This window comes from Mycobacterium sp. SM3041, from assembly GCF_039668335.1.
Classification (GTDB): domain Bacteria; phylum Actinomycetota; class Actinomycetes; order Mycobacteriales; family Mycobacteriaceae; genus Mycobacterium.
Genome location: NZ_JAYXBQ010000072.1, coordinates 207583 through 232857, shown reverse-complemented (window position 1 = coordinate 232857; position 25275 = coordinate 207583). Strand labels below are relative to the sequence as shown.

The 25275-nt window shown below is 67.5% G+C and carries 19 protein-coding genes; 8 read left to right on the top strand and 11 right to left on the bottom strand.

Annotated elements, in window-relative coordinates:
* Positions 1-6: 6 nt before the first annotated feature.
* From VXD91_RS23470 to VXD91_RS23440, 7 genes are all read left to right on the top strand, one after another.
* On the top strand, positions 7-291 hold the full coding sequence (locus VXD91_RS23470) for a WXG100 family type VII secretion target (protein ID WP_061000005.1): 285 nt from the start codon (positions 7-9) through the stop codon (positions 289-291).
* Between the two features lie 105 nt (positions 292-396).
* On the top strand, positions 397-1794 hold the full coding sequence (locus VXD91_RS23465) for a MinD/ParA family protein (protein ID WP_061000004.1): 1398 nt from the start codon (positions 397-399) through the stop codon (positions 1792-1794).
* Entirely contained in the window at positions 1791-3335 is a 1545-nt protein-coding gene (eccD, locus tag VXD91_RS23460; RefSeq protein ID WP_082762262.1) for a type VII secretion integral membrane protein EccD, read from the top strand. The genes VXD91_RS23465 and eccD overlap by 4 nt, the downstream gene beginning before the upstream one ends.
* 100 nt (positions 3336-3435) lie before the next feature.
* A complete protein-coding gene (locus VXD91_RS23455) occupies positions 3436-4512 on the top strand; it encodes a hypothetical protein (RefSeq protein ID WP_060999999.1) in 1077 nt (358 codons plus the stop codon).
* 125 nt (positions 4513-4637) lie between these two features.
* Positions 4638-6092 carry a neutral zinc metallopeptidase gene (locus tag VXD91_RS23450; RefSeq protein ID WP_346416584.1) on the top strand — a complete coding sequence of 485 codons (1455 nt, stop codon included), beginning with the start codon at positions 4638-4640 and terminating at the stop codon, positions 6090-6092.
* A 55-nt stretch (positions 6093-6147) separates the two neighbouring features.
* Positions 6148-9195 carry an ATP-binding cassette domain-containing protein gene (locus VXD91_RS23445; protein WP_346416664.1) on the top strand — a complete coding sequence of 1016 codons (3048 nt, stop codon included), beginning with the start codon at positions 6148-6150 and terminating at the stop codon, positions 9193-9195.
* A 33-nt stretch (positions 9196-9228) separates the two neighbouring features.
* On the top strand, positions 9229-9909 hold the full coding sequence (locus VXD91_RS23440) for a sensor domain-containing protein (RefSeq protein ID WP_064858593.1): 681 nt from the start codon (positions 9229-9231) through the stop codon (positions 9907-9909).
* A gap of 1 nt (position 9910) precedes the next feature.
* Here the strand turns inward: VXD91_RS23440 and VXD91_RS23435 are convergent, their stop codons facing one another.
* The 11 genes from VXD91_RS23435 to VXD91_RS23385 form a co-directional block, all read right to left on the bottom strand.
* On the bottom strand, positions 9911-11929 hold the full coding sequence (locus VXD91_RS23435) for a serine/threonine-protein kinase (RefSeq protein ID WP_061000557.1): 2019 nt from the start codon (positions 11927-11929) through the stop codon (positions 9911-9913).
* Between the two features lie 10 nt (positions 11930-11939).
* Complete coding sequence (locus VXD91_RS23430; protein ID WP_346416583.1) at positions 11940-13133, bottom strand: hypothetical protein; 1194 nt, start codon at positions 13131-13133, stop codon at positions 11940-11942.
* Between the two features lie 138 nt (positions 13134-13271).
* Positions 13272-14456: a hypothetical protein gene (locus VXD91_RS23425; RefSeq protein ID WP_061000554.1), complete on the bottom strand. Its 1185-nt coding sequence runs from the start codon at positions 14454-14456 to the stop codon at positions 13272-13274.
* Positions 14457-14466: 10 nt separating this feature from the next.
* Positions 14467-14805 (bottom strand): YbaB/EbfC family nucleoid-associated protein, encoded by a 339-nt coding sequence (locus VXD91_RS23420; protein WP_020099970.1) that lies wholly within the window; start codon positions 14803-14805, stop codon positions 14467-14469.
* On the bottom strand, positions 14802-16367 hold the full coding sequence (locus VXD91_RS23415; protein WP_064858590.1) for a hypothetical protein: 1566 nt from the start codon (positions 16365-16367) through the stop codon (positions 14802-14804). The genes VXD91_RS23420 and VXD91_RS23415 overlap by 4 nt, the downstream gene beginning before the upstream one ends.
* Positions 16368-16381: 14 nt before the next feature.
* The gene (gene eccE, locus VXD91_RS23410; protein WP_064858589.1) at positions 16382-17767 is read right to left on the bottom strand and encodes a type VII secretion protein EccE; all 1386 of its coding nucleotides are present in this window, start codon (positions 17765-17767) and stop codon (positions 16382-16384) included.
* Entirely contained in the window at positions 17764-19110 is a 1347-nt protein-coding gene (gene mycP / locus VXD91_RS23405) for a type VII secretion-associated serine protease mycosin (protein ID WP_064858588.1), read from the bottom strand. Before mycP ends, eccE begins: the two co-directional genes overlap by 4 nt.
* Positions 19111-19303: 193 nt before the next feature.
* Positions 19304-19561 (bottom strand): HPr family phosphocarrier protein, encoded by a 258-nt coding sequence (locus VXD91_RS23400; protein ID WP_061000546.1) that lies wholly within the window; start codon positions 19559-19561, stop codon positions 19304-19306.
* 44 nt (positions 19562-19605) lie between these two features.
* Complete coding sequence (locus VXD91_RS23395; RefSeq protein WP_064858587.1) at positions 19606-21624, bottom strand: fructose-specific PTS transporter subunit EIIC; 2019 nt, start codon at positions 21622-21624, stop codon at positions 19606-19608.
* A 25-nt stretch (positions 21625-21649) separates the two neighbouring features.
* Positions 21650-22627 carry a 1-phosphofructokinase gene (pfkB, locus tag VXD91_RS23390; RefSeq protein ID WP_064858586.1) on the bottom strand — a complete coding sequence of 326 codons (978 nt, stop codon included), beginning with the start codon at positions 22625-22627 and terminating at the stop codon, positions 21650-21652.
* Positions 22624-23403: a DeoR/GlpR family DNA-binding transcription regulator gene (locus VXD91_RS23385; protein ID WP_135357151.1), complete on the bottom strand. Its 780-nt coding sequence runs from the start codon at positions 23401-23403 to the stop codon at positions 22624-22626. Before VXD91_RS23385 ends, pfkB begins: the two co-directional genes overlap by 4 nt.
* A gap of 102 nt (positions 23404-23505) precedes the next feature.
* Between VXD91_RS23385 and ptsP the strand changes: the two genes are divergently transcribed.
* Positions 23506-25245 (top strand): phosphoenolpyruvate--protein phosphotransferase, encoded by a 1740-nt coding sequence (gene ptsP, locus VXD91_RS23380; RefSeq protein WP_267324411.1) that lies wholly within the window; start codon positions 23506-23508, stop codon positions 25243-25245.
* Positions 25246-25275: the final 30 nt, after the last annotated feature.

Here is a 25275-nt window from a genome sequence, read left to right as displayed (position 1 = left end):
AGACAAATGGCACAGGATTGGAATTTCGCGGGCATCGAAGGAAGTGCCGGCGACTTGGCTGGTGCGGTGAACACGACGCACGGCCTGCTGGACGAGGGCAAGGCCTCGCTGGCGAAGCTGGCTTCCGTCTGGGGCGGCTCGGGTTCCGAGGCCTACCAGGCCGTCCAGCAGCGTTGGGACAACACTGCGATGGAGCTCAACAACGCGCTGCAGAGCCTCGGGCATGCCGTCAGCGAGGCCGGCGGCAACATGCAGTCGACCGAGCACGGCGTCACCGGAATGTTCGGCTAGGCGATACACGCGACGCAACACAGGAGGTGGGCAGGTCGGCGTAGGGTCGACTCTGCCCACCTCATGTGCGTTCCCGGGTAACCAACACACAATCGAGAGGTACTCATGTCCGCCGACTACGACCGGCTTTTCAACAACTCGCCGGGCCAGGCCGACAACGAGGAAGCCACGCGCACCGTCGACCATGCGACCCTTGCTGCCGCCGCGCAGATGTCGGCCTCAGCGGCCGCTGCCTCGGCTGCAGGGGCCGAATCGCCGTCCGGTCTGCCCATTGCTGGGCAAGCGCAGCAGCCGCCGGGCATGGTCCCGCCGCCGCGGCCGTCTGAAGTGACGACTCAAATGCCGCCTACGCCACCGCAATTCATGCAGAACGGCCTGATGCGCTCGCCGCAGGGCGCCCCCATGGCCGGCGCGCAGTACGAGCAGCCGCAGCACGCTCCGATGATGATGCCGCCCCCACCGCGGCACATGCAGCCGCCGCCACAGCACTACGCCATGGATCATCCCCAGGCCGACATGCAGTGGACCGAGCAGCACATGCCGGACCAGACGTCGGCCGCCACCATCGGCGACCACCGCGCCATCGACGCGCTGTCCCACGTGGGTGTGCGGGCCGGGGTGAAGATGCCGTCGCAGCGCGGCTGGCGCCACGTGCTCTATCTGCTGACGCGCATCAACCTGGGCCTGTCGCCCGATGAGCTCTACGAGTTGGACCTCTACACCCGGATTCGCCGGAACGCCCGCGACTCGTACCAGATCGGTGTGCTGGGACTGAAGGGCGGCGTCGGCAAGACGGCCGTCACCGTCACCCTGGGCTCTGTCATGGCGAAGGTCCGCGGCGACCGGATCCTGGCTGTCGACGCCGATCCGGACGGCGGCAACCTGGCCGACCGCGCCGGCCGGCAGTCGGCCGCGACCATCTCGGACCTGTTGTCCGACAAGGAACTTGCTCGCTACAACGACATCCGTGCCTACACCAGCATGAACGCCTCAAACCTCGAGGTGCTGTCGTCGGCCGAGTACAGCGTCGCCCGCCGTGACTTCAACGAAGAGGACTGGGCCGCTGCGGTCAAGATCGTCTCGCAGTACTACAACCTGGTGCTCGCCGACTGCGGCGCAGGCTTGTTCCACCAGGCCTCGCGTGCCGTGCTGTCGACCGTATCCGGTCTGGTGATCGTGGCCAGCGCCTCGATCGACGGTGCCCGCCAGGCCGCGGTGACCATGGACTGGTTGCGGCAGAACGGATATCAGGACCTGCTGGGCCGGGCATGTGTGGTCATCAATCACGTGACCCCGGGCAAGACCAACATCGACGTCGACGACCTGGTGCAGCAGTTCGAGCGGCATGTGCCGGCGGGCCGCGTCGTCGTGCTGCCGTGGGACAAGCACATCGCCGCCGGTTCGGACATCCAGTTCGATCTGCTGGGCAAGACGTACCAGCGCCGCATCACCGAGCTCGCCGCGGCGCTGTCGGACGACTTCGACAGGCTCGAGCGTCGGTGACCGCATCGGCCGGCCCCGCAACCGCTGCGCCTACCGCGGCAGCTGACAGTCCGACAAGGCAGTCGACCACCCGGGTCACCATCCTGACCGGTCGACGCATGACCGACCTGGTCCTCCCGGCGTCCACGGCGATCGAGACTTATATCGACGAGACAGTGAACGTCCTTGCCGATCTGCTCGACGACACCCCGGCGGATGTACTGGCCGGATTCGACTTCAAAGCGCAGGGCGTGTGGGCTTTCGCGCGCCCGGGCTCACCGCCGCTGAAGTCCACCGAGTCGCTCGATGACGCCGGCGTGGTCGACGGGGCCTTGCTGACCTTGGTGTCGGTGAGCCGCACCGAGCGGTACCGGCCGCTGGTCGAGGACGTGATCGACGCCATGGCGGTGCTCGAGGAGTCTCCTGAGTTCGACGGTCAAGCGCTGAAAAAGCTGGTCGGACTTGCTATCCCAGTCGCAACGTTCGCGACGACCGGGGCATCGTTGTGGGCGTGGTCGCAGTCCGGCCACGGTTGGTGGTGGCCGGTCGCCCTCGGGCTGCTCGGTGCCTTGGTATTGGCCGGCAGCTTCATCGCCAAGGGGCGGTACGACAACGCCGATCTGTCCGAGAGTCTTCTCGTGGCGTCGTTGCCGCTGTTGGGCGGCGCCGCGGCACTGGCGGTTCCGCTGCCGTACGGGATCAACGACATGGGTGCGCCCCAGCTCGCGGGTGCGGCGGCGGTGATCCTGATCGTCGTACTGGCAACCCGCGGCGGGCCGCGGAAACGCGCCGCGGTGGCGGCTTTCCTGGCGGTCATCGCGGCCGCGGTGACGGGCGCGGCCATCGCGTATGGATACGGCGGAGCGTCGTGGGTTCCGGCGGGCGCCATCGCCGTCGGTCTCATCGTCATCACCAACGCGGCGAAGCTCACGGTCGCGGTGGCGCGGATCGCGCTGCCGCCGATTCCCGCGCCGGGTGAGGTGATCGCGAACGAGGAACTCCTGGATCCTGTTGCTGCGCACAGTGATGTCACCGACGAGGAGTCGGCGACATGGCGCGCGATCATCGACTCGGTGCCTGATTCCGCGGCGCGGCTGACCGAACGCAGCACGCTCGCGCGGCAGCTGCTGATCGGCTTCCTGAGCGCAGGTGTCACGGTGCTGACCTACGGTGCCATCGCGATCGTGGTGCAGGGACACTTCTTCGTGCACTCGCTGATCGTCGCGGGACTGGTGACAGTTGTGTGCGGCTTCCGGTCGCGACTGTATGCCGAGCGGTGGTGTGGCTGGGCACTGCTGGCTGCAACGGTGTCCATCCCGACCGGCGTGATGATCAAGTTGGTCTCTTGGGACGCTGATAGCGCCTGGCTGGCGATCGTGCTGTATGTGGGGCTCGCGGTCGTCGCGCTGATCACGGTCGGCGCGACCGACGGTGTCGGCCGTGTGTCACCGGTGACCAAGCGGATCCTGGAGCTGACCGACGGTGCGGCGATTGCCGCGGTGATTCCGTTGCTGCTGTGGATCGCCGGCGTTTACGACAGCATCCGGAACATCCGGTTCTGACGGGTTCGTGCGGCGCGCAGCGCGTGTGACACCGCTGCGCGATTGCGCTGTCGGCGCCCGTACGGTGTCTTGAGTAGTCAATTTTTAGGGAGACCACGATATGTCCGAAAATCACGAGGCCGGCTCGGTGAGTGAGCAGCCACCGGCGGCTGGTGATCTCGAGGAGAAGACCCAGTTCGTCGACCGGTCGGCGTTGCAGCCGACGGCCGCAGCCGCTCCGGAGGCGGGCGACCAGACGCAGGTCGTTCCGCCGACCGTCGCGACCCCACAGTGGCAGCCGCCGCAGCCTCCCGCCGCGCCGAATCCCTATGGCCAGCAGGTGCCGCCCGCTGCTCCGCAGTGGCAGCCGCCGCAGCCCGGCTATCAGCCGCCGGCTCCGCAGCCGCAGTTCGGTCAGCCCGCAGCACCGGTGCCACCGCAGCCCGAGCAGTCGTGGAATCCGGCGGGTGCGCCCGTGCCGCCGCCCCCGCCGGGGTTCGGCGCGCCGACCTACGGCGCCCCTGGCTTCGGTGCCCCGGGTTTCGGTGCGTCGGTGCCGCCGCCAGGCTTCGGTCCGGGTGGTGCCCAGCCTGGCTTCGGCTCACCCCAGCCGGGTGGATACCCCGGTCCGGGCGGGCAGCAGTTCGGCGGACCGCAGTTCGGCGGACCGGCGGGTCCGCAGCAAACGCCCGTCGACATGGCGAAGTCGCTGCTCACGAAGGGTGATTCGTTCATCTTCCGGTTGATGACGCGCGGTGTCCGCGGCGAGCTGATCCAACAGCCGTGGTTCCAGAACATGCGGAACAACCCCCAGGGCTCCAACCAGTTCGTCTACCTCGGCTACGGCGGAGCGGTGCTCATCGGGTTGTTCCTGAGCCTGTTCGGCGGGATCGGTTCGCTCATCGCAAGCGTGATCTGGCTCGGATTGGCCTACTGCTTCCTGGCCTTGGGCACGAAGCTGGCTGCGCAGTTCGTGGCCTACGGGATCTGCGGTGTGGGCGCGGTGGCCAGCCTGCTGGGTCTGTTGTTCGGCATCATCGGCCTGGCGGGTGTCAGCAGCAGCCCCTACGTCAGCGGTAGCCTCACGGCAATGCTGATCCTGGCTGTGGTGATCAACGGTGTCATCGCAGTTGTGCTGGGCTACATCGGAATTCAGGTCCACAAGGGTATTCAGAAGATCGCTACCGGTCAGTTCTGACAGCCCGACCGATGAACGGTGCACCCTGAAATCGGGGTGCGCCGTTCGCTGTTCTGAAGCTGCCGGCAGGCCATAGTCTGAACCGAACGTCAGGGGGCACGATGACAGGCGATTTCGGATTGCGGGTGAGAAGCGGAACGGCGCTGCGACGTTCGGTGGCGCTGTGCGCGGTGGCGATGCTGGCCGGCTGCGCGCCGACCGTCACCGGTACCGCGGTGTCGCCGGTCAACGACCCCTTCCATGTCGCCGACCTCCCGGCCAAGGACGGGCCGAGCGGGTTGCGGGACAACGCACCGGCCGCGGTCGGCAAGGTGCAGAACACCAACAACAGCGACGTCGACCGACTGGCGTTGCAGGCGATCAATGACATCGCCGAGTACTGGCAACACGACTACAGCGCGTCGGGTTTGAAGGGTTCGTTCAAGCCCATCGAGAAGTTCCTGTCGTACGACGCCCGCGATCGGAACAGTCCGGAAGCGTGTGACGAGGACACCGCCGGTCTGGTGAACGCCTTCTACTGCCCGAGCGAGAAGCTGATGGCCTGGGACCGCGGCATCATGGTCCCGACGGGGCGCAAGTACTTCGGTGACGTCTCCGTCGCGGGGCTGATCGGGCATGAATACGGCCACGCGATCCAGTACATGGCGAAATTGGTGACTCGTAGTACACCCGTCATCGTCCGTGAACAGCAGGCCGACTGCTTCGCCGGCGCCTATCTGCACTACGTCGCGGCGGGTGATTCCAAGCGGTTCATGATGAGCACCGGCGACGGCCTCAACCATGTGCTCGCCGGGCTGATCACCGTCCGGGATCCAACGCTGGGACCGCACGACGACGACATGCTCACCGACGGACACGGCACGGCGCTGGACCGCGTGAGCGCGTTCCAGCAGGGCTTCACGGTCGGACCGCAGGCGTGCGCGGCCATCGATCTGAACGACATCAAGCAGCGCCGCAAGGGCCTGCCGATGGAGCTCGAAGATGAGCCGATGGACGACGAGCACCGGTCGGCCGACCTGCCCGTCGACAAGGACACGATCGGCACCCTGGTTGAGTTGCTCGGGGTGATCTACTCGCCGAAGCAGCCGCCGAAGTTGACGTACGGTGCAGCGAAATGTGATATCTCCCAGGGTGATTCACCTGCTTCGTACTGTCCGTCGACCAACACGATCTCCGTGAATCTGCCGGCACTTGCGCAGATCGGCACGCCGGCGGACATGGCCGAGAAGAGTCTCATTCAGGGCGACAACACGGCGTTCTCGATTGTGGTGTCGCGGTACATGATGGCGCTCGAGAGCCAGCGCGGGGTGAAGCTCGACGACCCGACGGCCGCCTTACGCACGGCCTGCTTGACCGCACAGGCCCAGCGTCAGATGGCCAAGCCGCACGACCTGCCCAGTGGGGCCAGCCTGCAGCTGACCGCCGGCGACTTGGACAAGGCCGTCGCCGGGCTGCTCACCAACGGCTACGTCGCCACGGCCGTCGACGGACAGGGTGTTCCGGCTGCGTTCACCCGGATCGCGGCGTTCCGGGCCGGGCTGGCCACCGACGACGAGGGCTGCTACAAGCGCTACCAGTGAGGAGAGTGCATTCGTGAGCTCCGTCCCGCCGCTCATCGTGACGCTCGGCGGCGCAATGTTCACCTTCCCGCCCGGCAAGGAGGTCACCGTCGGTCGTGGCGAGGCCTCGGACGTCAGGATCCCTGACGCCGGCCCCGGCGCCAAGCACGTGGTGTCCCGGTTGCATCTGATCATCCGGGTGGATCCCGGAGTCGGTCAGTGGGTGGCAATCGACAAGTCCCGCAACGGAATCTTCGCCAACCGGACGCGTGTGCCGTCGGCTGTCATCAGTGACGACCTCGTCCTGGCTGTCGGTGCTCCGGACGGACCGCAGTTGCATTTCCGGACCGCCACACAGGTCATCCCGGTCGCCAAGTACCGGCAGCCGCCGCCACAGACGGCGGCCCCGCGTCCGTCGCAGCCGGCTCCTCCATTGCCGCCACGGCCGGTTCAGCGGCAGTCGCCGCCTCCACCGCCGCGTCAGCCCGCCCCCGCGCCACAACGCTCGTCGGGTCCGCCCCCTGGGGCCGTCACCATCGGGCGACACTCGACTGCGACCATCAAGGTCGAAGATTCGCTGGCCTCCCGAATTCACGCCTACCTGGTGCCCGCCCCGACCGGAACGCAGTTGTACGACAACGGTTCGGGCAATGGCACTTTCGTCAACGGGCACCGGGTCGAGGCCGTCACCCTGCGTCCCGGTGACGTCATCACCGTCGGCAACACGGATCTGGTGTTCACCGGCGGTACCGCGGTCCAGTCGCGGCAGGCAGTCGCGACCGGTGGCATCGAGGTACGCCAGGTCGGACTCGCCATCGACGGCCACCAACTGCTCACCAACGTCTCGTTCGACGCCCGGCCCGGCACCCTCACGGCGGTGATCGGACCGTCGGGCGCGGGCAAGTCGACGTTGATCAGGCTGCTCGGCGGCGTCACCAAACCGACGTCCGGGCAGGTCACCTTCGACGGACACGACGTGCACGCGCACTATGCGTCGCTCCGGTCGCGGATCGGCATGGTGCCGCAGGACGACGTTGTACACCGCCAACTGACGGTCAGCCAGGCGCTGAACTATGCCGCCGAACTTCGGTTGCCGCCGGATACGAGCAAGGACGATCGAAGCGCGGTGGTGGAACGGGTGCTCGCCGAGTTGGAACTCACCCAGCACCGCGACAAGCGCGTGGACAAGCTGTCGGGCGGGCAGCGCAAGCGCGCATCGGTGGCGCTCGAACTACTTACCGGCCCTTCGCTTTTGATCCTCGACGAGCCCACTTCCGGTTTGGACCCGGCGCTGGACCGCCAGGTCATGCAGATGTTGCGGCGGCTGGCCGATGCCGGGCGCACGGTGCTGGTGGTGACGCACTCCCTCACTTACCTGAACATGTGTGACCAGGTGCTGCTCCTGGCGCCCGGCGGCAAGACCGTCTACGCGGGACCGCCGCAAGCGGTCGGATCGGCGATGGGAACGCAGGACTGGGCGGACATCTTCGCCTGGGTATCGGCCAATCCCGATGCGGCGCATGCCGTCTTCCTGCAGAACAACCCCGCTGCCAACCAACCGCCGGCACCGCCGGAACCTGCCGGCCCGCTCGGCGCACCGGCGCGCACCAGCACCGGTCGCCAGATGCTCACCGTCGCGCGCCGGCAGTTGCAGCTGATCTTCGCCGATCGGATCTACACCAGCTTCTTGTTGCTGCTGCCGTTCATCCTGGGGGCGATGTCGCTGATTGTGCCGGGGGACACCGGATTCGGGGTGGCGACCGTGGGCCACTCCCCCAACGAGCCGAACCAGTTGCTCATCGTCGCGAATATCGCGGCAGTGTTCATGGGAACCGCACTGACGATCCGTGATCTGGTTGGCGAGCGCACCATCTTCCGCAGGGAGCAGGCGGTCGGGCTGTCGGCCGCCGCGTACCTTTCCGCCAAAATCGTTGTGTACAGCGCGTTCACCGCGATTCAGACTGCGATCGTCGTGGCGATCGTGGTGATCGGCAAGGGCGCGCCCACGCAAGGCGCATTGTTGCTGGGCAGCGCGACCCTGGACTTCTACGTGAGTCTGACTGTGGCAGCAATCGTTTCGGCGATCCTGGGCCTGCTGCTGTCCTCGCTGGCGCGGTCCAGCGAGCAGATCCTGCCGATGCTCGTCGTCGTCATCATGCTGTCGATCGTGTTCTCCGGCGGCATGATCCCCGTGACGGGACGCGTCGGCCTGGACCAGGCGTCGTGGTTCCTGCCAGGGCGATGGGGATTCGCGGCGTCGGCGAGCGTGGTCGACCTGCTCAAGATTGCTCCGCTGATGTCCGTCGACGACCAGCTGTGGCACCACGAATTGCGCTGGTGGGCGCTGGATATCGGTGTCCTGTTGCTGCTGGGCGCGGTTGCCGGTTTCGTGGTGTACCGACGACTTCGGCTGCCGGGCGGCACGAAAGCAGGTTCCCCGAAAGCTGCGATGATCGCGGTCGCCGTAGTGCTTGCGGCAGGATTTGTGGCCGGCATGACCTACCTGACCCGCGACTCCGGAAACCGGCCGACGCAACCGACGGCACCCGCGGCACCGCCCAAGGCGGCGGTCCCCACCCACCGCATCGATCTGGCGAACCTGCTCCCTGACGGAAAAGCGGTGAGCGCCGTCATGCAGTCGCCGCCGATGGCGAACGCGACCATCGTCACCGCGGAAACTCCACGGGGTGGTACGGCCACTCCCCCGCCGTGTGCCGGTGTCGCGGACGCGGGCAGCTCCGGGACCTTCGCGCCCGGATTCACGGGAATGTCGGGAATGGAACTGCACAATCCGGCGGATCCGAATGTGTGGATGGTGGCGTACACCGTAGGCTACCCGGCACCTCAAGCGGCAGAGCGGATTCCGGCCGCGGCGACGTGGCCCGGCTGCGCGAACACGGCCGTCACGTTCACGGCCGACGGCCAGCCGCCGCGGCAACTGGCGGTCGGTGCGGTCACGTCCGACGCGGGCACACTCACTGCGGTGTTCACCGAGCCGGGACGCAGTTGTCAGCACGTGCTGACGACCAAGGTTGATGTGGTGATCGACGTATTGGCGTGCAGTTCGGGTGGCGGCGCTCAGGCCACGGACCTGGCCAAGCAGATCGCTGACAAAGTCAGCTGACGGAAGGACCAGATGAACCCCAGGCGTACTGGAATGCTCATCGGAGCGGTGGTCGTCGTGGCGGCGGGTTGTTCGGTCACCGACCGGAAGGTCTCGGGCACGGCCACGACAGCCACGGCTGTCGCTTCTCCGACGACGTCGACGTCAGCTGTCGCCAAACCTGTTGATGATGCCGGCCTGCCGAAGTTGTTGGGCTCTCCCTCTGAGATCAGCGATCTGGTGGGCGTCGCCATGACGCCGGAGGCGATCTTCAGGAAGCCGGATACCAAGCTGAGGGTGGAACCTATTCGGTGCCTCGAAGCTGTCATGCCGGCTCTCGACACTATTGGGTACTACGGCCGAACAGGTTTCGCGGGGCAGCTGCTCCACGGTGATCAACATGCTCAAGTCGTGCAGGTGGTTGCCGCGTTTCCCACAGATGCGGAGGCGGCGGACTTTCGTGACAGGACCGCCCGACACTGGCGGTCATGCCAGAACCAGCAGGCGACGGTCACGGGCGGTCAGGTGCCCCTCACGTATGCGCTGGAGAAAGTTGAATCGGTCGATTCCGTTGCGAGCGTTCCGGTGTCGGGCATGGCCGGCGATGGCACCCGAGTTCCTTGTCAGCACTCATTGGGTGCACGAAGGAACGTGATCATCGATGTGCGGGTGTGTGCTCCGAACGTCGGGAACAAGGGGCGCGACCTGGTGGCGAAGATTGCGGCAGGCCTGTGACTCAGCGGATGACGCTCATCAGCGGAACAAAGTTGGCGTTGAGATACTCAGTAGCCAGGTAACCACCGGGATCGGCAAGTGCTGCAACACTATTAGGGTCATCCACGATGATCATCGATCCGCGGTAGGCGGCCAATTGGTAAGGAAGCCCTGCTGCCCCACCGTTGCCGGCCGCTTTGTCGGTGCGCACGACGACCAGCACTTCGCTGTGAATCAAGAACAATTTCCCAAGGTCTGGCATCGACCGGGTTGAACTACTGTCGCCTGACTTGCGACGCAATTCGGCGTCGTAGTTCAAACCGAGCGAACTGAGATAGTCCGCCGCGTTGGATGGTGTCAGCGTCTGGCTGACGCCGTCGTCCGACACGTGGATCACCTGGACGCTCTTCCCTGCGGCTCGCGGATTCTGATTCTTCAGGTCGGTCTGCTGGGACGACACCTGATCGATGAGGTTGTCGGCGTCCTTGTCGCGGCCGAGAATCTTGCCAACCCATTTGAGCTGGGTCTGCCAGTTCCATGCCCGGCTGGTGTCTTTCGGCTGAGTCACGGTCGGGGCGATAGCAGCGAGGCGCTGGTAGGTCGCGTCGTCGATCTCGCCGGTCGCGATGATGACGTCGGGTTTGGCGGCCTGGATGGCGCTGGTGTCGATGAAACCGACGGTGTCCTTGACCGACGGGTTCCCGGTGATCTTGGACTGCAACCACGAAGGCAGGGACGTGCCTGCGCCGGCGATGGCCACCGGTTGTAGGCCGAGAGACAGCACTGCATCGGCGTCGCCGGGGCCAAGGGCGGCGACAGCTGTTGGTGCCTTGGTGATTTCGGTGCTGCCGTGGGCGTGGGTGAACGACTGCGCGGTGTAAGCCGGGGCACCGGGCTTGCCGATGAGCAGTATCGAGGCGACGACCACGATGACGGTGACCACGGCAGCTGCCGCGGCGCCGATGACCAGTCGACGTTTGCGCGAACTCTTCTGTTGCGGGGCTGGAGAATGGGGTGCCGCCATCTGGCGAGGCATCGGGCCGCGTGGTGGTCCGGGTGGGTAGGGACCGCTGAACTGCCCGCTCGGATATGTCAGCACGCCGCTGGGCGGCGTCGGCTGATGCGGCGGCCATGATTGCGGTCCCGGAGGTGGCAGTTGGCCGGGTGGCTGTGGCGCGGGCCCGGTGTTCGCAATGGCGGCCGTGGCCGCGGCGGCGAATTCGCGCGCGGTCTGGAATCGAGCGTTGGGATCTTTTGCCATCCCCCGGGCGATCACTTCGTTCAGTGCCCACGGCAGGTGGGGCACGCGGTCAGTGACACGCGGTATCTCTCCTGTCACGTGTGCCGCGGCGATCGCGGCTATGCCGCCGGGCAGACCACCGTACGGCGTCCGGCCGGTGAGCAGCACGAAGAAGCTGCAGGCCAGCGAATAGACATCTGCTCGAGAATCGACGTGCTGCCCGCTCAGTGCTTCGGGCGGGGCGTAGGCGATGGACGCCATGACCGAACCATCGGTGGTCAGGTGCGCGGCATCGTCGAATGCACGAGCAATTCCGAAGTCCGCCAGGAAGACCCGTTCGTCATCGCCGGGATCCTCTGGATTGGCCAGCAGGAAATTGGCGGGCTTGACGTCGCGGTGCATGATGCCGCGGCGGTGTGCGTAGTCGAGAGCCTTGGCAACTTCGGTGATGATGCGGGCCGCCCGCGCGGGTGACATTCGCCCGGACCGGACTTCCTGGTCGGCGTCGGTGCCCGCGACGTATTGCATGGCGATCCACAGCTGGCCCGCCTCGGTTTCGCCGCGCGAGTAGACCGCGACGATGTTGGGGTGGTCGAGGGTGGCGGCGACGTTGGCTTCGCGGAGGAAGCGCTCACGGAACTGGCCGTCCCCTTGAATGGAGGTGGTGAGAACCTTCAGGGCATCGCTGCGAGGCAGCTGGGGGTTCTTGGCCTTATAGACCACACCCATGCCGCCGACACCGAGGACGGATTCGATGGTGTAGCCGGCCACGATGTCGCCGGGATTGAAGGTCGAGGTCATTGTCGTCCGATTATTTCGCAGTCAGCAGCAGATATTGGGAGGCCATCCGCTGGGTGGCGTCGAATGGTTGCAACGATGCTGCGGTATAGACCCACCGGTCCAGTGCTGCAGCGCAGGAGTAGACCCGCGCCTTTACCTCGGCGGCGTCGGTTGCCTGGCACTTCGCGGAGGGGAGACCGGCTACGGCGGGGCCCGGTTCGGTGGGATTCTTAGCGTCGGGCTCGGCGAACTTCTGCGCGAGCTGCGTCGCGGCCGCGGCGTCCTTGGCACGGTAGATGTGGGTGCCGCGTACCGAAACGACGTCTACGCCGGCTGCCGTCAGGTCGGTACCCGTTTGCAGTGGGTCGTCACTGAAATGAAGTATGCCGCGCGGCCCCCATAGGCCCTGATTGCCCGTGTGTTCCTTCGTGGGAACCGTCCGGCTGAGCAGGCCTTCAGGATCGGTCTGCATGGTGGCGAACTGTGCTGGATCGGTTGGCTGGAACTTGTCGATGCGCGAAGTCTGCAGGTCCAACGCCTTGGCAACGAACTGTGTTGCGGTGTCGACGTTTACGTCACTCAACGCGTATTGATAGAGCACGTATGGCCCGTGCGGCGTATACGCACTGACCGTGAAACTACGGTCTGCTGTTGTGGACTCATGAGCGAGCGCTTCCGGGTGTCCGGGAATTGGTATCGGTTGATTGGGTGCGGCCCGATCGATGACCGGCGCCTGCTCTGAGAATTGGCGGGCGGCATCGTTGGCCAAGTCAGCAGTTGGGAAGCGCAGCACCAGAATCACCAATTGGTTGTCGTGATCCGCGCCGCGGTTGGTTCCGCGACCGGAACCGAACCCATTGATCAGTTGATGATCTTTCGCGATCTGCTTCATGGGACCGGGTTCGACGCTGTTCAGACGGTCGGCATCGAGAAACAGGCCCGTCACGTTCACCCCGATGCTGATCAGGGTGGGATCCACTTCCCACGGTCCGACGACGAATTCGCCGAGCCGTTCGGCATCGATGAGGCGTCCAGATTCGGCGCCTGGTTTCATCGCGGGCCCGGGCTTGGGTGCCGTCGGATAGTTTCCGGGATTGAGGAGGCTCACGATGGCGTCGCCTGACTTGAATGACGGGTCTTTGGCCGCGTCACCCGTCGTCACCGTTGTGCAGCCCGCCAGCACTGACACTGCGGCAGTCGCTGCGGTCAACCTGGCGATCTTCATGACGCTCCCCATCGTCTCCCCGGACTGCGCAACGCCGAGGCAGTGCGCAGTTACTCTCCGCGAACTGTACGCATTCGAGTGTTTGAGTGCCTCAGTCGCCGTGGCTCGGTGGTCGGAGCGCGTTGAACCGAGGTGGCGCTATTTCGCAGTCAGCAGCAGGTATTGGGATGCCATTCGTTGTGTGGCGTCGAATGGCTGCAACGAGGACGCCGTATACACCCATCGGTCGAACGACGTGACGCAGTCGTAGACGAGCGCCTTCACGTCGGCATAATTGATCGCCCGGCACTTGGCCGAGGGCAGGCCGGGTACGACGGGGCCCGGTTCACTGGGGTTTTTGCCGCCAGGCTGGGCCAACTTCTGAGCCAGCTGCGTCGCAGCCGCGGCGTCCTTGGCTCGATAGAGGTAGGCGCCGCGCACCGAGATGACGTCTACGCCGGCCGCCGTCAACGCCGCTGCGGTTTGGACCGGGTCGTCATCAAAATGAAGCAGGCCACGTGGCCCCCACAAGCCTTGATTTCCCTTGTGTTCCTTGGTGGGCACCGTCCGCGTGAGCAATCCTTCAGGATCGGTCTGCATGGTCGCGAACTGGCTGGGATCAGTTGGCTTGAAGTCATCGATCCTGGGCGCCTGCATATCGAGCGCTTTGAGGGCCAATTGCAGGGAGACGTCGGCGCTTTCCTGTGCCATGCCGCTTTGGATCAAGACATATGGGCCATGCGGCGAAATGATCGAAGTGGCGTACGTCCCGTCCGGCATGGTGGTTTGGAGCATCCGCGACTCCGGGTGCCCAGGTACCGGAATGTTGGGTTTCGTTGAGGGGTCGTGGATGCCCGGGTGCTGGGTGTAGAGATCAGATGCTGCGGCAGCCGCTTCGTCGGGATTTGGAAAGCGCAAAACGGTGTTCTGTAGTTTGCGGAGGTGGTCGGCGTTGGCGTCCGTGTGGCGGCCAGAGCCGAATCCGTAGATCAAGTGATGCTGTTGGGCCAGTTGGTCTAGCTCTGGCGACAGGAGCGATACGACACTGAACAACAAGCCGGTCGAAATGAAGCCGACGTGCAGCAGCTGCGGATCAACCTCCCACGGCCCAACGACGTACTCGCCCATGCGTTCGCCGTCGATGATCCGGCCGCTCTCGGCTCCCGGTTTCATCGCAGGCCCTGGCTTCGGTGCCGTCGGGTAGTTGCCCGGGTTCAGCAGGCTGACAATGGCGTCACCCGGTTTGAACGACGGATCTTTTGTCGCATCGCCGGTCGTCACCGTCGTGCAGCCGGCCAGCAGTGCAACGGCCGCAGTCGCCGCGGCCAGTTTGGCGGTCGTCATCCAGTGACCGCTACGGCTGCGCGGGCGGATTACTGGCCGTGATCTCGGCGACCAGCTCGTTGAGACGGGCCCGGTCGGCGTCAATGGACTCGGTGGCCTTCGCGGTCGCGTTACCCAGGGCCTCGTTGATCCGGGCTTCCACGGTGTCCGCGCCGAGGCGGAGCAGGCCGTCCTCGATGAACAGATCCGTCAGCCAGTGGTGCCCGTTGAGGGTGACCTCGACGGTCTTGGCTTCGTCGGTCGCGGTGAACGACTCGGTGTTCATCTTGGCGAGCTGCTCGTCCATGACCGACTGCAGGCGCTGGGCCTGCTGGAGAACCGCAGCGACCTCGGGATGCATCTCGATCATTTGTTGTCCTTCTTGTCATCGATCTTGGTGCGGCGCCGGTGCCCGATGACGCCGTCCGTGAACGCGCGGTCCTCCTTGTACAGGACCTCGTCGGGAGAAAGATTCGCGTTGCGCTTCTTCTCCTTGCCGCCTTCGCGGCCGCCGGCGCCGTGGCCCATGCCGCCCATGCCGCCGCCCATACCGCCGCCGACAGGGGGACGACCCGCAGCCTGGCTCGCGCCGCCTGCTGCCGCACCGCCGGCTGAACCCAACGCGGGTGCGACGGCCGCCGGCTGCATGGGCTGGCCGCCCAGTCCACCGCCACCGCCGCCGGATCCCCCGCCCGCGCCGCCGCCGGCGGAGGCCGGGCTCACGCTCGGGCCGTCGGGCAGGCTCGGCATCTCGGGCTTGTCGCCGCCCAAGCCGCCGGGCATCCCGCCGCTCGGTGAACCCTGTCCGGATCCGCCTGACGGTGAGCCGCCGCCGGAAGGTGAACCGCCAGAAGGTGATCCGCCGCCCTCGGGCTTCTGGGCACCGGCGCTGGCTGGGCTGACGCTCGGCGATTCCGGCATCGACGGCGCTCCACCGCTCGGCGTCCCACCGCCGCCGCCGGACGGGCTGCCCCCGCCAGGCGCTTGGGGCGTGCCCGTGCCATTGCCGTCTTTCTTCGCCACATCCCCAGGCTTTACGGCGGGCCACGCGGTCGACCCGAAGTTGGGTGGTGGCGGTGTGACGAGAGAACGAATGGTCGCCTGTTGGGCGTACCTGGCCCGCACAGTGTCGGATTCCTGCTGCTTGGTCGCGTGGCCGGTGAAGAAGTCGTATGCCGCCTGACCCACCGTCGCGAGCACGCTGGCGTTCTCGTAGTCCGCCACGTCCTGCATGCTGGGGTGCTCAGGTCGCCTGCCGCCATGGATCGTGGATAGTTCGATGGCCTGGACGGCCAGGTTGTTTGCTGCCGCGGTCATCGCCGTCAACCAGGTCGAATAATCCTTGAGCGCATTTTCTGCGGCTTCGGCGGCGTCGCCTTCCCACTCGACGCCGGACATATTGAACTTGCTGTTCAGTTCGGCCAGTTTCGCTGCCACTGCGGTCATTTTCGCGCCGAACTCGATCATCGAGGCCCCTTGGTCGCCGCCGTTGATCTCCTTGGCGGCCACCTCCCAGTCCATGCCGGGATTACTGGGATGCGATTCGGCTCCGCCAAGCGATTCGAGCATCCAGGGCAAGCTGCCGACCGGGTCAGCGGGGGCCGGAGCCGGCGGCAGGTTGGGGGTGATCGGTGCACCCCCGCCGGCGCCCAGCTTGGTGGCGTCGATGCCGGATTTCCCGGCCGCGTCGGCGGCGTCGTAGGCCGCGGCAGCCGCCCGCAGGCAGGCGGCCAGTCGCCGATTCTGAGCTCGCCCAGCCTTGAGTGCAGCGTCGAGCTGCTGCAGGTTGTTCATGAGGAAACCGGTGGCCTCTTGCGCGATTGCCAACTCACATGGCGCTTTGGGCGCCGGCGGCAAAGTCGGCAGGTCCACGTCGACTTCAGCGGCCTTTGCGTTCAGCGTCTCCGAGGAGACTTTCAGTTTTCCAGCCATCTACTTGCTCCCCCTTACTTCTCCAGCGCCATCTGGAACCGGCTCTCCTCGCGCGGGTTGATCAGCTGGATGGGCAGCTGACGGTGGCGAGGCGTGTCGATAAAGTTGTGGCGCAACAGAATTCGTGAAATACCCGGGTGTGGACCCAGATAGGTGGTGGCGTTGGGCCACACCACCTTCGGAACATTCCCGATCCGGGCGTTGATGAACCCCGCAAATTCCTTGAACTGCGGCGCCAAGGTGACGACGGCGCCCGCAGCCGCCGAGCGGACGACGAACTGCGTGAACACGTGCGCGTCGCCCAGGTTGATCGTGGAGTCCACGTTGTCGAACGGCATGTAGACCGGGTACCGGTCGGCCGTCTCCCCCACCAGCACGCCGGCCGAGCCGATCGGCAGCTCGTAGTGCCGGTCGGTGATCGGGCTCAGCCCCTCGAGCGCGGCGCGCTGCCCACCGAACAGACACGAGAAGCCGCGGGGTGTCGTCGGCGTGGCCAGCGTCGTCAGCAGCACGGTCGCCGTCGGCGCGTGTCCCGGCTTCACCCGGACCCTGGTGATCGTGTGGTCGGCGCGGGCCGACCACCACATGTTGGGGCCGCCGGGTGCCGAGTAGGCCGCGGTAAATGTGCTGCGGCCCTTGATGGTTGACCATGTCTCGCGCTCGAAGCTGATCGCGGTCGCGCGGTCGTACTCCTCGAAGCTGCGGGCGGGGCGGGCGTCGATGCCGTGGCTGGCCAACTGGTCGGCGATGCGGGTGGTGGTCGCCACCAGGTAGCTGGCCAGGCCGGAGATCCCGGTGCCGCGGCGCAGGGCCGACCGGCGGGTCTCGTCGGGGTTGGCGCGCAACACGATCCAGGTCCGCCGATTGGCCGGGGCGGCGTAGGGGCCGACCACCTGCTCGTACAGCGCGACGACGCTCGACGGGGCGGTCTTTCCGACGCGGTAGCCGGCCGAGACGATGTCCGCCTCGAGGTCCGGTCCGTGTGCCGCGAGTAACTGCTCCACCAGTCGGGTGTCGAGGTTGTCGTCGGTGAATGCCTCGCCGTTGACGATCACCGTGGGGGTGAACGAGCGCGGCACCAGTTCGACCACCGAGATCAGGTGGTCACCCAGCCAGCGCACCGCGACGTGGTCGCCGGGCATGACGGTCGCTCCGACGGCCGGCTCCGAGGGCGCCGGTGGGGCAACCTTGTGCCGGCGCCGCCAGGCGAACATCGCGGCGATCCAGCCCGTCAGCCGCCGTCCGCGGATGGCGAGGACCGAGAACAGCGCGATCAGGACACCGAGCGTGATGCCGAGCCACAGCAGGTTGAAATGCATGCACAGCAGCACGACGGCCGGCACCAGCGTGGCCGCCCACAGCAGGTGCCCCGTGGTGAAGCGGAGCCCGAAGTGCCTCATCGGCGCCTCAGCGCACGGCGGGTCACCGCGCCCAGGCCGAGCAGCACGATCAGCGCGGCACCGGCCACGACGACCATGGTGATGGGTCCGCGGTCGGGCGGCGGGATGTACACCGGCGGCGGAATGCTCTTGACCTGGTAGGGCGCCTGCTTGGGGCCGGCGGGAACATCCCAGGTCAGCGCCGCCACCGGGTCGATGACACCGGCGCCGACGTAGTTGTCCACTCCCCCACCGGGATGCCGCGCCGTCGCGGTGATGCGGGTGACGATCTGCGCGGCCGTCAGGTCGGGGAACCGCTGCCGCAGCAGTGCCGCCAGGCCCGAGACGTACGCGGCCGCGAACGACGTGCCGTTGATCGGGATCGGGCCGTCTTGGCCGGTCAGCGCGTTGACGGGATTGCCGTCGTAGCCCAGCGCGGTGTCGCCTTCGGCGGGCGCGGCCGCGCCGACCCAGGGGCCGGACATCGAGAAGTTGCTCGGCTGGCCCTGCGGTCCGATGCCGCCGACGGTCAGCACCAGCGGCGAGTACCAGGCGGGCGAGACGATGGTCTGCACCTGCTTCCAGCCCCGCGGGTCCGACGGCACGGCGGCGTCCGGCGGCGGGTTCTGGCTGCAGTCCTGGCCGGTGTTGCCGGCCGCGACGACCACCACGGCGTTCTTGACGTTGACCGCATACGCGATGGCCGACCCGACGGTGGTCTCGTTGATGGCCCGGGTCACCTTGTAGCAGGCGGCTTCCGAGATGTTGATGACCTGGGCGCCGAGGTTCGCGGCGTGCACGATGGCGCGGGCCAGGCTGCGCAGCGACCCGGCGGTCTGCGTGGTGTTCGGGTCATTGGGGTCACTGCGGGAGTCCTTGGGCTGGAACGCCTCGGAAGTCTGGCGCAGCGACAGGATGCGGGCTTCGGGGGCGACGCCGACGAACGCGTCCGTCGGCGCCGGGCGGCCGGCGATGATCGACGCGGTCAGCGTGCCGTGGGCGTCGCAGTCCGACAGGCCGTTGCCGCCCTTGTCGACGAAATCGCCGCCGGGCTCGGCCGGAACCCGCGGCGAGGCGTTCACACCGGTGTCGATGACGGCGACGGTGACGCCCGCTCCGGTGGCGAACTTCTGCGCCTCGGCGAGGTGCAGATAGTCGGCCGCCCAGGGCTTGTCGGCGAAGTTGGTGTTCGGCAGCACGGTCGGCGCGGAGCAGATCTTGCGCTGCTCCATCGGCTGATCGGGGCCGGTGTCGTCGGGCGGGACGGCGCCGGGGTCGATGGCCGGCGGTTCGATGGCCATCGCGGGCGGTGCGCTGGCGACAGCCAGCAGCAGCGCCGCAGCCAGGGCGGCTAGACGGCGCACGAGCTACCGCCCCCACCATGGGGACGGCCGCTCGTGATGTTCCGAGTCCCCCGTGACATTTTCCCCGCTACGACACCGCCGTGTTCCGCGATGCCCTCCCCGTACGCATCTAGCACGAATTCATACTAGTGGTGCGTAGCGGGGGCTCTGTGCGCTTTCTGTGGCTGCCGGGAGCGACCCCGAGCGACGCGCGTCAGGCGTCGAGGTCCTGCGACACCAGGTCCGCGATGGTCGCCACGGCGGTTTCGTCGTCGGACGCCACCGTCACCTGCGCTCCGTTGCCTGCGCCGAGCGTCATGATCATCAGGGCCGAGCCGGCGTCCACGGGTTCCCCGCCGTCGACCGCCAGGGTGACCTGCGCTCCGGAATTGATGACGGCCTCGGAGATGACGGCTGCCGGACGGGCATGCAGGCCGACGGCGGATCCGACGGTGACGGTCTTGCTGGGCATGGCTTCTCCTTGTGTTGTTGGGTTGGTTCCTTGATCGGGAAGTTTCAGCTGGCGGCGGGCTGCAGGGCCGCGGTCGTGTCGACCGGCGGGAGCGACCTGCCGGCGCTCTTGGCGGCGATGACCGCAACTGCACTGCAGACGGCGCCGACGAGCACCGCCACCACGAACCAGATGAGGTTTCCGATGGCGAAGAAGACGAAGATGCCGCCGTGCGGTGCCTTGGACGTCACGTCGAACGCCATCACCATGGCGCCGGTGACGGCGCCGCCGAACATCATCGACGGGATGACGCGCAGCGGGTCGGCGGCGGCGAACGGGATGGCGCCCTCACTGATGAAGCAGGCGCCGAGAAGCCATGCGGCCCGGCCGTTCTCGCGTTCGGGTTCGGTGAACAGGCGGGGCCGGAGGGCGGAGGCCAACGCCATGGCCAGCGGCGGCACCATGCCGGCCGCCATGACGGCGGCCATGATCCGCAGCGATGCGACGTCGGTGATGTTGAGCCCGGCGGCGGCGAAGGAGTAAGCGGCCTTGTTGACCGGTCCGCCCAGGTCGAAGCACATCATGAGGCCCAGGATGACGCCGAGCAGGATCAGCGAACTGCCGGACATGCTGCCGAGCCAATGGGTCAGACCCGAGGTGACGGCCGCCAGCGGACGGCCCAGCAGCAGGAACATCGACAGGCCGACGATCAGCGAGGCGCCGAGCGGGATCACCACCACCGGCATGAGGCCGCGGAACCACTGGGGCACCTTGAACGACGCGATCCACAGTGCGGCGAAGCCGGCGATGAGGCCGCCGACGATGCCACCGATGAATCCGCCGCCGACGGTGACGGCCACCGCGCCCGCGGTGAAACCCGGTGCGATGCCGGGGCGGTCGGCGATGGCGAAGGAGATGTACCCGGCGAGCGCCGGGACGAGGAAGCCGAAGGCCAGCCCGCCCAGGGTGAACAGCACCGCGCCGAGGTACTGCATCAGGCCGCCCGCGGGCAGGTTGGTCAGCGAGTTGGTGGTCGCGATGATGTGCGCGAGCGAATCCGATTGTCCGGCAGGCTTGTTGGCGATCTCGTAGCCCCCGAACAGGAAGCCCAGCGCGATCAGCAGGCCGCCGGCCGCCACGAACGGGATCATGTAGCTGACGCCCGTCAGCAGGATCTGGCGCAGTCGGGTGCCCCAGCCCAGCCCGCCGCGGTTCTCGGTGGCGGGCGCCGCGGCGTCGCCCTGGACTCGGGCGGCCTGCGGATCCTTCGCCGCCGCAACGGCTTCGGCGATCATGGTGTCGGGTTCGTTGATGGCCCGCTTGACCCCGGAGGCGATGACGGGCTTGCCGACGAAGCGCTGCTTGTCCTTGACCCCGACATCGGTGGCGAAGATGACGGCGTCGGCGGCGGCGATGGTCTCGGCCGACAACGGGGTGGAGCCGGACGAGCCCTGGGTTTCGACGGTGAAATGCACACCGGCGCGGTCGGCGGCCAGTTTCAGGGCGTCGGCGGCCATGTATGTGTGGGCAATTCCGGTGGGGCACGCCGTGATCGCGATGATCGAGGCCTTGGGTGCGGGCTCGGCGGCGGGAGCGACCGGAGCCGGCGTCGCGGATGCGGCCGTGGCTGCCGGTACCGGGCTGACCACACCCTCGACGAGTGCGACCACTTCATCGGCGGTGCCCGCGGCACGCAGCTGTTCGACGAAATCCTTGCGGACCAGGGCCCGGGCCAGGCTCGACAGCAGCTTCATGTGCTCGGCGCCGCCGGATTCCGGTGCGGCGATGAGGAACGCGAGGTCGGCGGGACCGTCGGGGGCGCCGAACGGGACCGCGGGCGCCAGGCGGGCGAAGCCGATGGTCGGTTCGTCGACATGGGGCGATCGGCAGTGCGGGATCGCGATGCCGCCGGGAAGCCCGGTGGCCGACTGGGATTCACGCGCCAGGGCGGCCTCGACGAGTCCGTCTCCGTTGGTGGCACGGCCCGTTTCGGCCATCCGGGCGGCCAGTAGTTCGATCACATTCTGCTTGTCGGGACCGGCGTCGACGTCGAGTGCGACGAGTTCCGAGGTGATGATCGGCATGGGTGTTCCTTTTGGATCAGACGGATCAGAGGTGGGCGGAGGCGGACGTGACAGCCTGTACCCGAACGGCTTTCACGTCGATCTGGTCTGGGCTGGGCAGTGCTGAGCCCGGCAGCGACGCAGCGGCGCTGCCGTAGGCGACGGCGGTCTGGAGCCGCTGCTCCGGCGCGGCGCCGGCGATGGTGGCGGCGAGGTATCCCGCCAGTGACGCGTCACCGGCGCCGACGGTGCTGCGCGGCACGATCGACGGGGCCGTGGCCGCCCACGTCCCGTCCCGGTCGACCAGGACGGCGCCCGCGCCGCCGAGCGTGACGAGCACCGTGCCGGCCCCGCGGTCGACGAGCTGACGGGCCGCGGCTACGACGGGCAGCGGATCACCTTGCGCGGCAGCGTCTTCCAGTTCCTGCGCGGAACGGCCGGTCAGCCAGGCCAGTTCCTCGGAGTTGGGCTTGATGAGGTCAGGGGCGGCGGTGGCGAAGGCTTCGGCCAAGGCGGTGAGCGGTCGCTCGGAGGTGTCCACCGCGACGCGGCACGGCAGTGCCGCCAGCCGGGCTGCGACGTCGGCGTACCAGTCGTCGGGAACCCCGGGCGGCAGCGATCCGGACAGCACCACCCAGGAGGCTTCCGCGGCGCGGTCGCAGACGACCGCGGTCAGGGCTGCCAGCGCGGCGGCGTCCAGATGTGCCCCTGGTTCGTTGAGTTTGGTTGTGGTGCCATCTTTTTCGGTGATGGTCAGGTTGCTGCGGACGACGCCCGGGATGGCGATGTTGTGGAACGGCACGCCGCGGGCCGTCAGCCCCGCCAGGATCGGATCGTGGTCGGCGGCCGGCAGCAGTGCGACGGTGTCCACACCGTTCTGGGTCAGCGCGCGAGATACGTTGACGCCCTTGCCTCCCGGCTCGGTGGAGACGGGCGTGAGGCGGTGTACCGCTCCCCTGGTCAGCGGCTCGTCGAGCGACAGGGTGCGGTCGAGGCTCGGGTTCAGGGTGACGGTGACGATCATGCGCCGGCCTCCGCACAGATGACGTCGACGCCGGCGTCGATGAGTTGTTGACGCTCGTGGGCGCGGATCTCGGTGTCGGTGACGACGGTTCGCACCGCCGACAGTGGCGCGAAACTGACCAGGTCTTCCCGGCCGAATTTGCTCGAATCCGCCGTCACCACAACGTGGTTGGCGCAGTGGACCATGGCGCGTTTGATGGCGGCCTCGTCGCTGTCCGGGGTGGAGAAGCCGTGCCGGACGCTGATGCCGTTGGTGCCGAGGAAGGCGACGTCGACACGCAGGGAGTCCAGTGTGCGCAGGGCCTGCTCCCCCACCACGGCCTGGGTGAGGCTGCGGACGCGGCCGCCCAGCAACTGCAGGGACACCGTCGGGTTGGACGTCAGCTTCGCGGCCGCCGGGATGGAGTTCGTGATGACGACGAGGTCGCGGTCGGTGGGGATGAGGTCGGCGATGCGCGCGGTGGTGGTGCCGGCGTCGATCAGCACCGTTCCACCGGTGGCGGGAAGCAGGGCGACGGCCGCCGCCGCGATGGCGGCCTTCTGCTGGGTCTGGGTGGAGTCCCGCTGGACGACGCCCTGCTCGACGAGGTGCAGGGTGCGGGCGGGTACCGCTCCCCCGTGCACCCGCCGGATGACGCCGGCCTTGTCGAGGACGTCGAGGTCCCGGCGCACGGTTTCGGTGGTGACGTCGTAGGTCTCGGCGAGTTCGTTGACGGAGGCGCGACCGTCGGCGAGGACTCGCGCGGCGATGGCTTGCTGCCGTTCTTCCGCGTACATGACCCTCCAGTTGTGTGGGAACGCATCCGATTCGATCTTTGTATTGTTTGTTTTACGCTTGGATGTGTTGACTTGTCAACGGTTCGGAGTAATCTACATCACATGAGCCAGACATCTGTGAGCCCGTCGCCTTTGGTAGTCGACGTGGAAACCGATCGTTCGACCAGCGATGCACCTGTGGTGCTGCACGGAGTTCCCGCCGTCGGCGGAGTGCGGTACGCGCCGGTGTTGTGGCCGGGGGCGCGACCGAAGCCGGACGCCGACGGCACCGCCGCTGAACTGGGAGAGCCGGAGCGGCCGGGGGAGCGGGAGCGCTTCGCGGCGGCCTCGGTGACGGTCGCGGACCGGCTTCGCAGCCGCGCTGCGCGCGCCACCGGCGCCGCTGCCGAGGTCCTGGCCACCACCGCGACCCTCGCACAGGACCGCGCCTGGGCGTCGGCGACGGACAAGCGCATCGCCGATGGCATGACCGCCGTTCGTGCGGTCGTCGCGACGGCGGACCAGTTCGTCGAGATGTTCACGCGCATGGGCGGACTCATGGCCGAACGGGTCGCCGACCTCAGGGATATCCGGGACCGGGTGATCGCCGAACTGCGGGGACTGCCCGAGCCCGGGGTGCCGGTGCCGGATGTGCCGTCAGTGCTGTGCGCCGAGGACCTGGCGCCCGCCGACACCGCCGGGCTGGACCCGAATCTGGTGGTGGCGTTGGTGACCAGCCTCGGTGGGCCGACCAGCCACACCGCGATCATCGCCCGGCAACTGGGCATTCCGTGTGTCGTGGCGGTCGCCGGGCTCGAGCAGGTGCAGTCCGGAACGATGGTGCTGGTGGACGGCACGAGCGGCACCGTGGAGATCGAGCCCGACGCGTCGTTGGCCGCCGCTGCCGTGGCCCGGGCGCGCCGTGAGGCCGACCTCGCCGACAGCTGGCGTGGCCCCGGTGCCACCGCTGACGGACATCGGGTCGCGGTGCTCGCCAACGTGCAGGACGGTGCCGCGGCGCAGGCGGCGGCCGAGACGCCGGCGGAGGGCATCGGTCTGTTCCGTACCGAATTGTGTTTTCTGAATCGGGATCTCGAACCGACCGTCGAGGAGCAGGCGCAGATCTACGGTGACGTGCTGGCCGCGTTCCCTGATCGAAAAGTCGTGGTACGCACGCTCGATGCGGGTTCGGACAAGCCGCTGCGCTTCGCCGGGCATGCCGATGAGGCCAATCCGGCTCTCGGCGTTCGCGGTATCCGCATCGCCCAGGGAAATCCGGAGCTGCTGACCCGCCAACTCGAGGCCATCGCAGCTGCGGCCACCGCGACCGGGCAGGGTCCGTGGGTGATGGCGCCGATGATCGCGACGCCGGCGGAGGCGAAAGCCTTTGCGGCACAAGTGCGGTCCTTCGGCCTGACGCCCGGCGTGATGATCGAGGTGCCCGCGGCGGCGTTGCTGGCTGATCGGATTCTGCGGCACGTCGACTTCTTGTCGATCGGCACCAACGATCTGACGCAGTACACGATGGCCGCCGACCGGATGTCGGCCGATCTGGCCACGCTGAGCGACCCGTGGCAGCCGGCGGTGCTGGCGTTGGTGGGCACGGCCGCCAAGGCGGGTGCCGAGCACGGCAAGCCGGTCGGCGTGTGTGGCGAGGCTGCGGCCGACCCGGCACTGGCGTGCGTGTTGGTCGGATTGGGCGTGACGTCACTGTCGACGGCGGCAGCCGCGGTGCGTGCGGTCGGCGCCGCACTGTCCGGGGTGACGCTCGAGCAGTGCCGGGCAGCCGCGGAAGCGGCGTTGGCGGCCGAGTCGTCGGCGGACGCCCGCAGCGCGGCGCTCGCTGCGCTTGCGTCGCACTGACCAGCGGATATCGGGGCGCCATAGCACCCG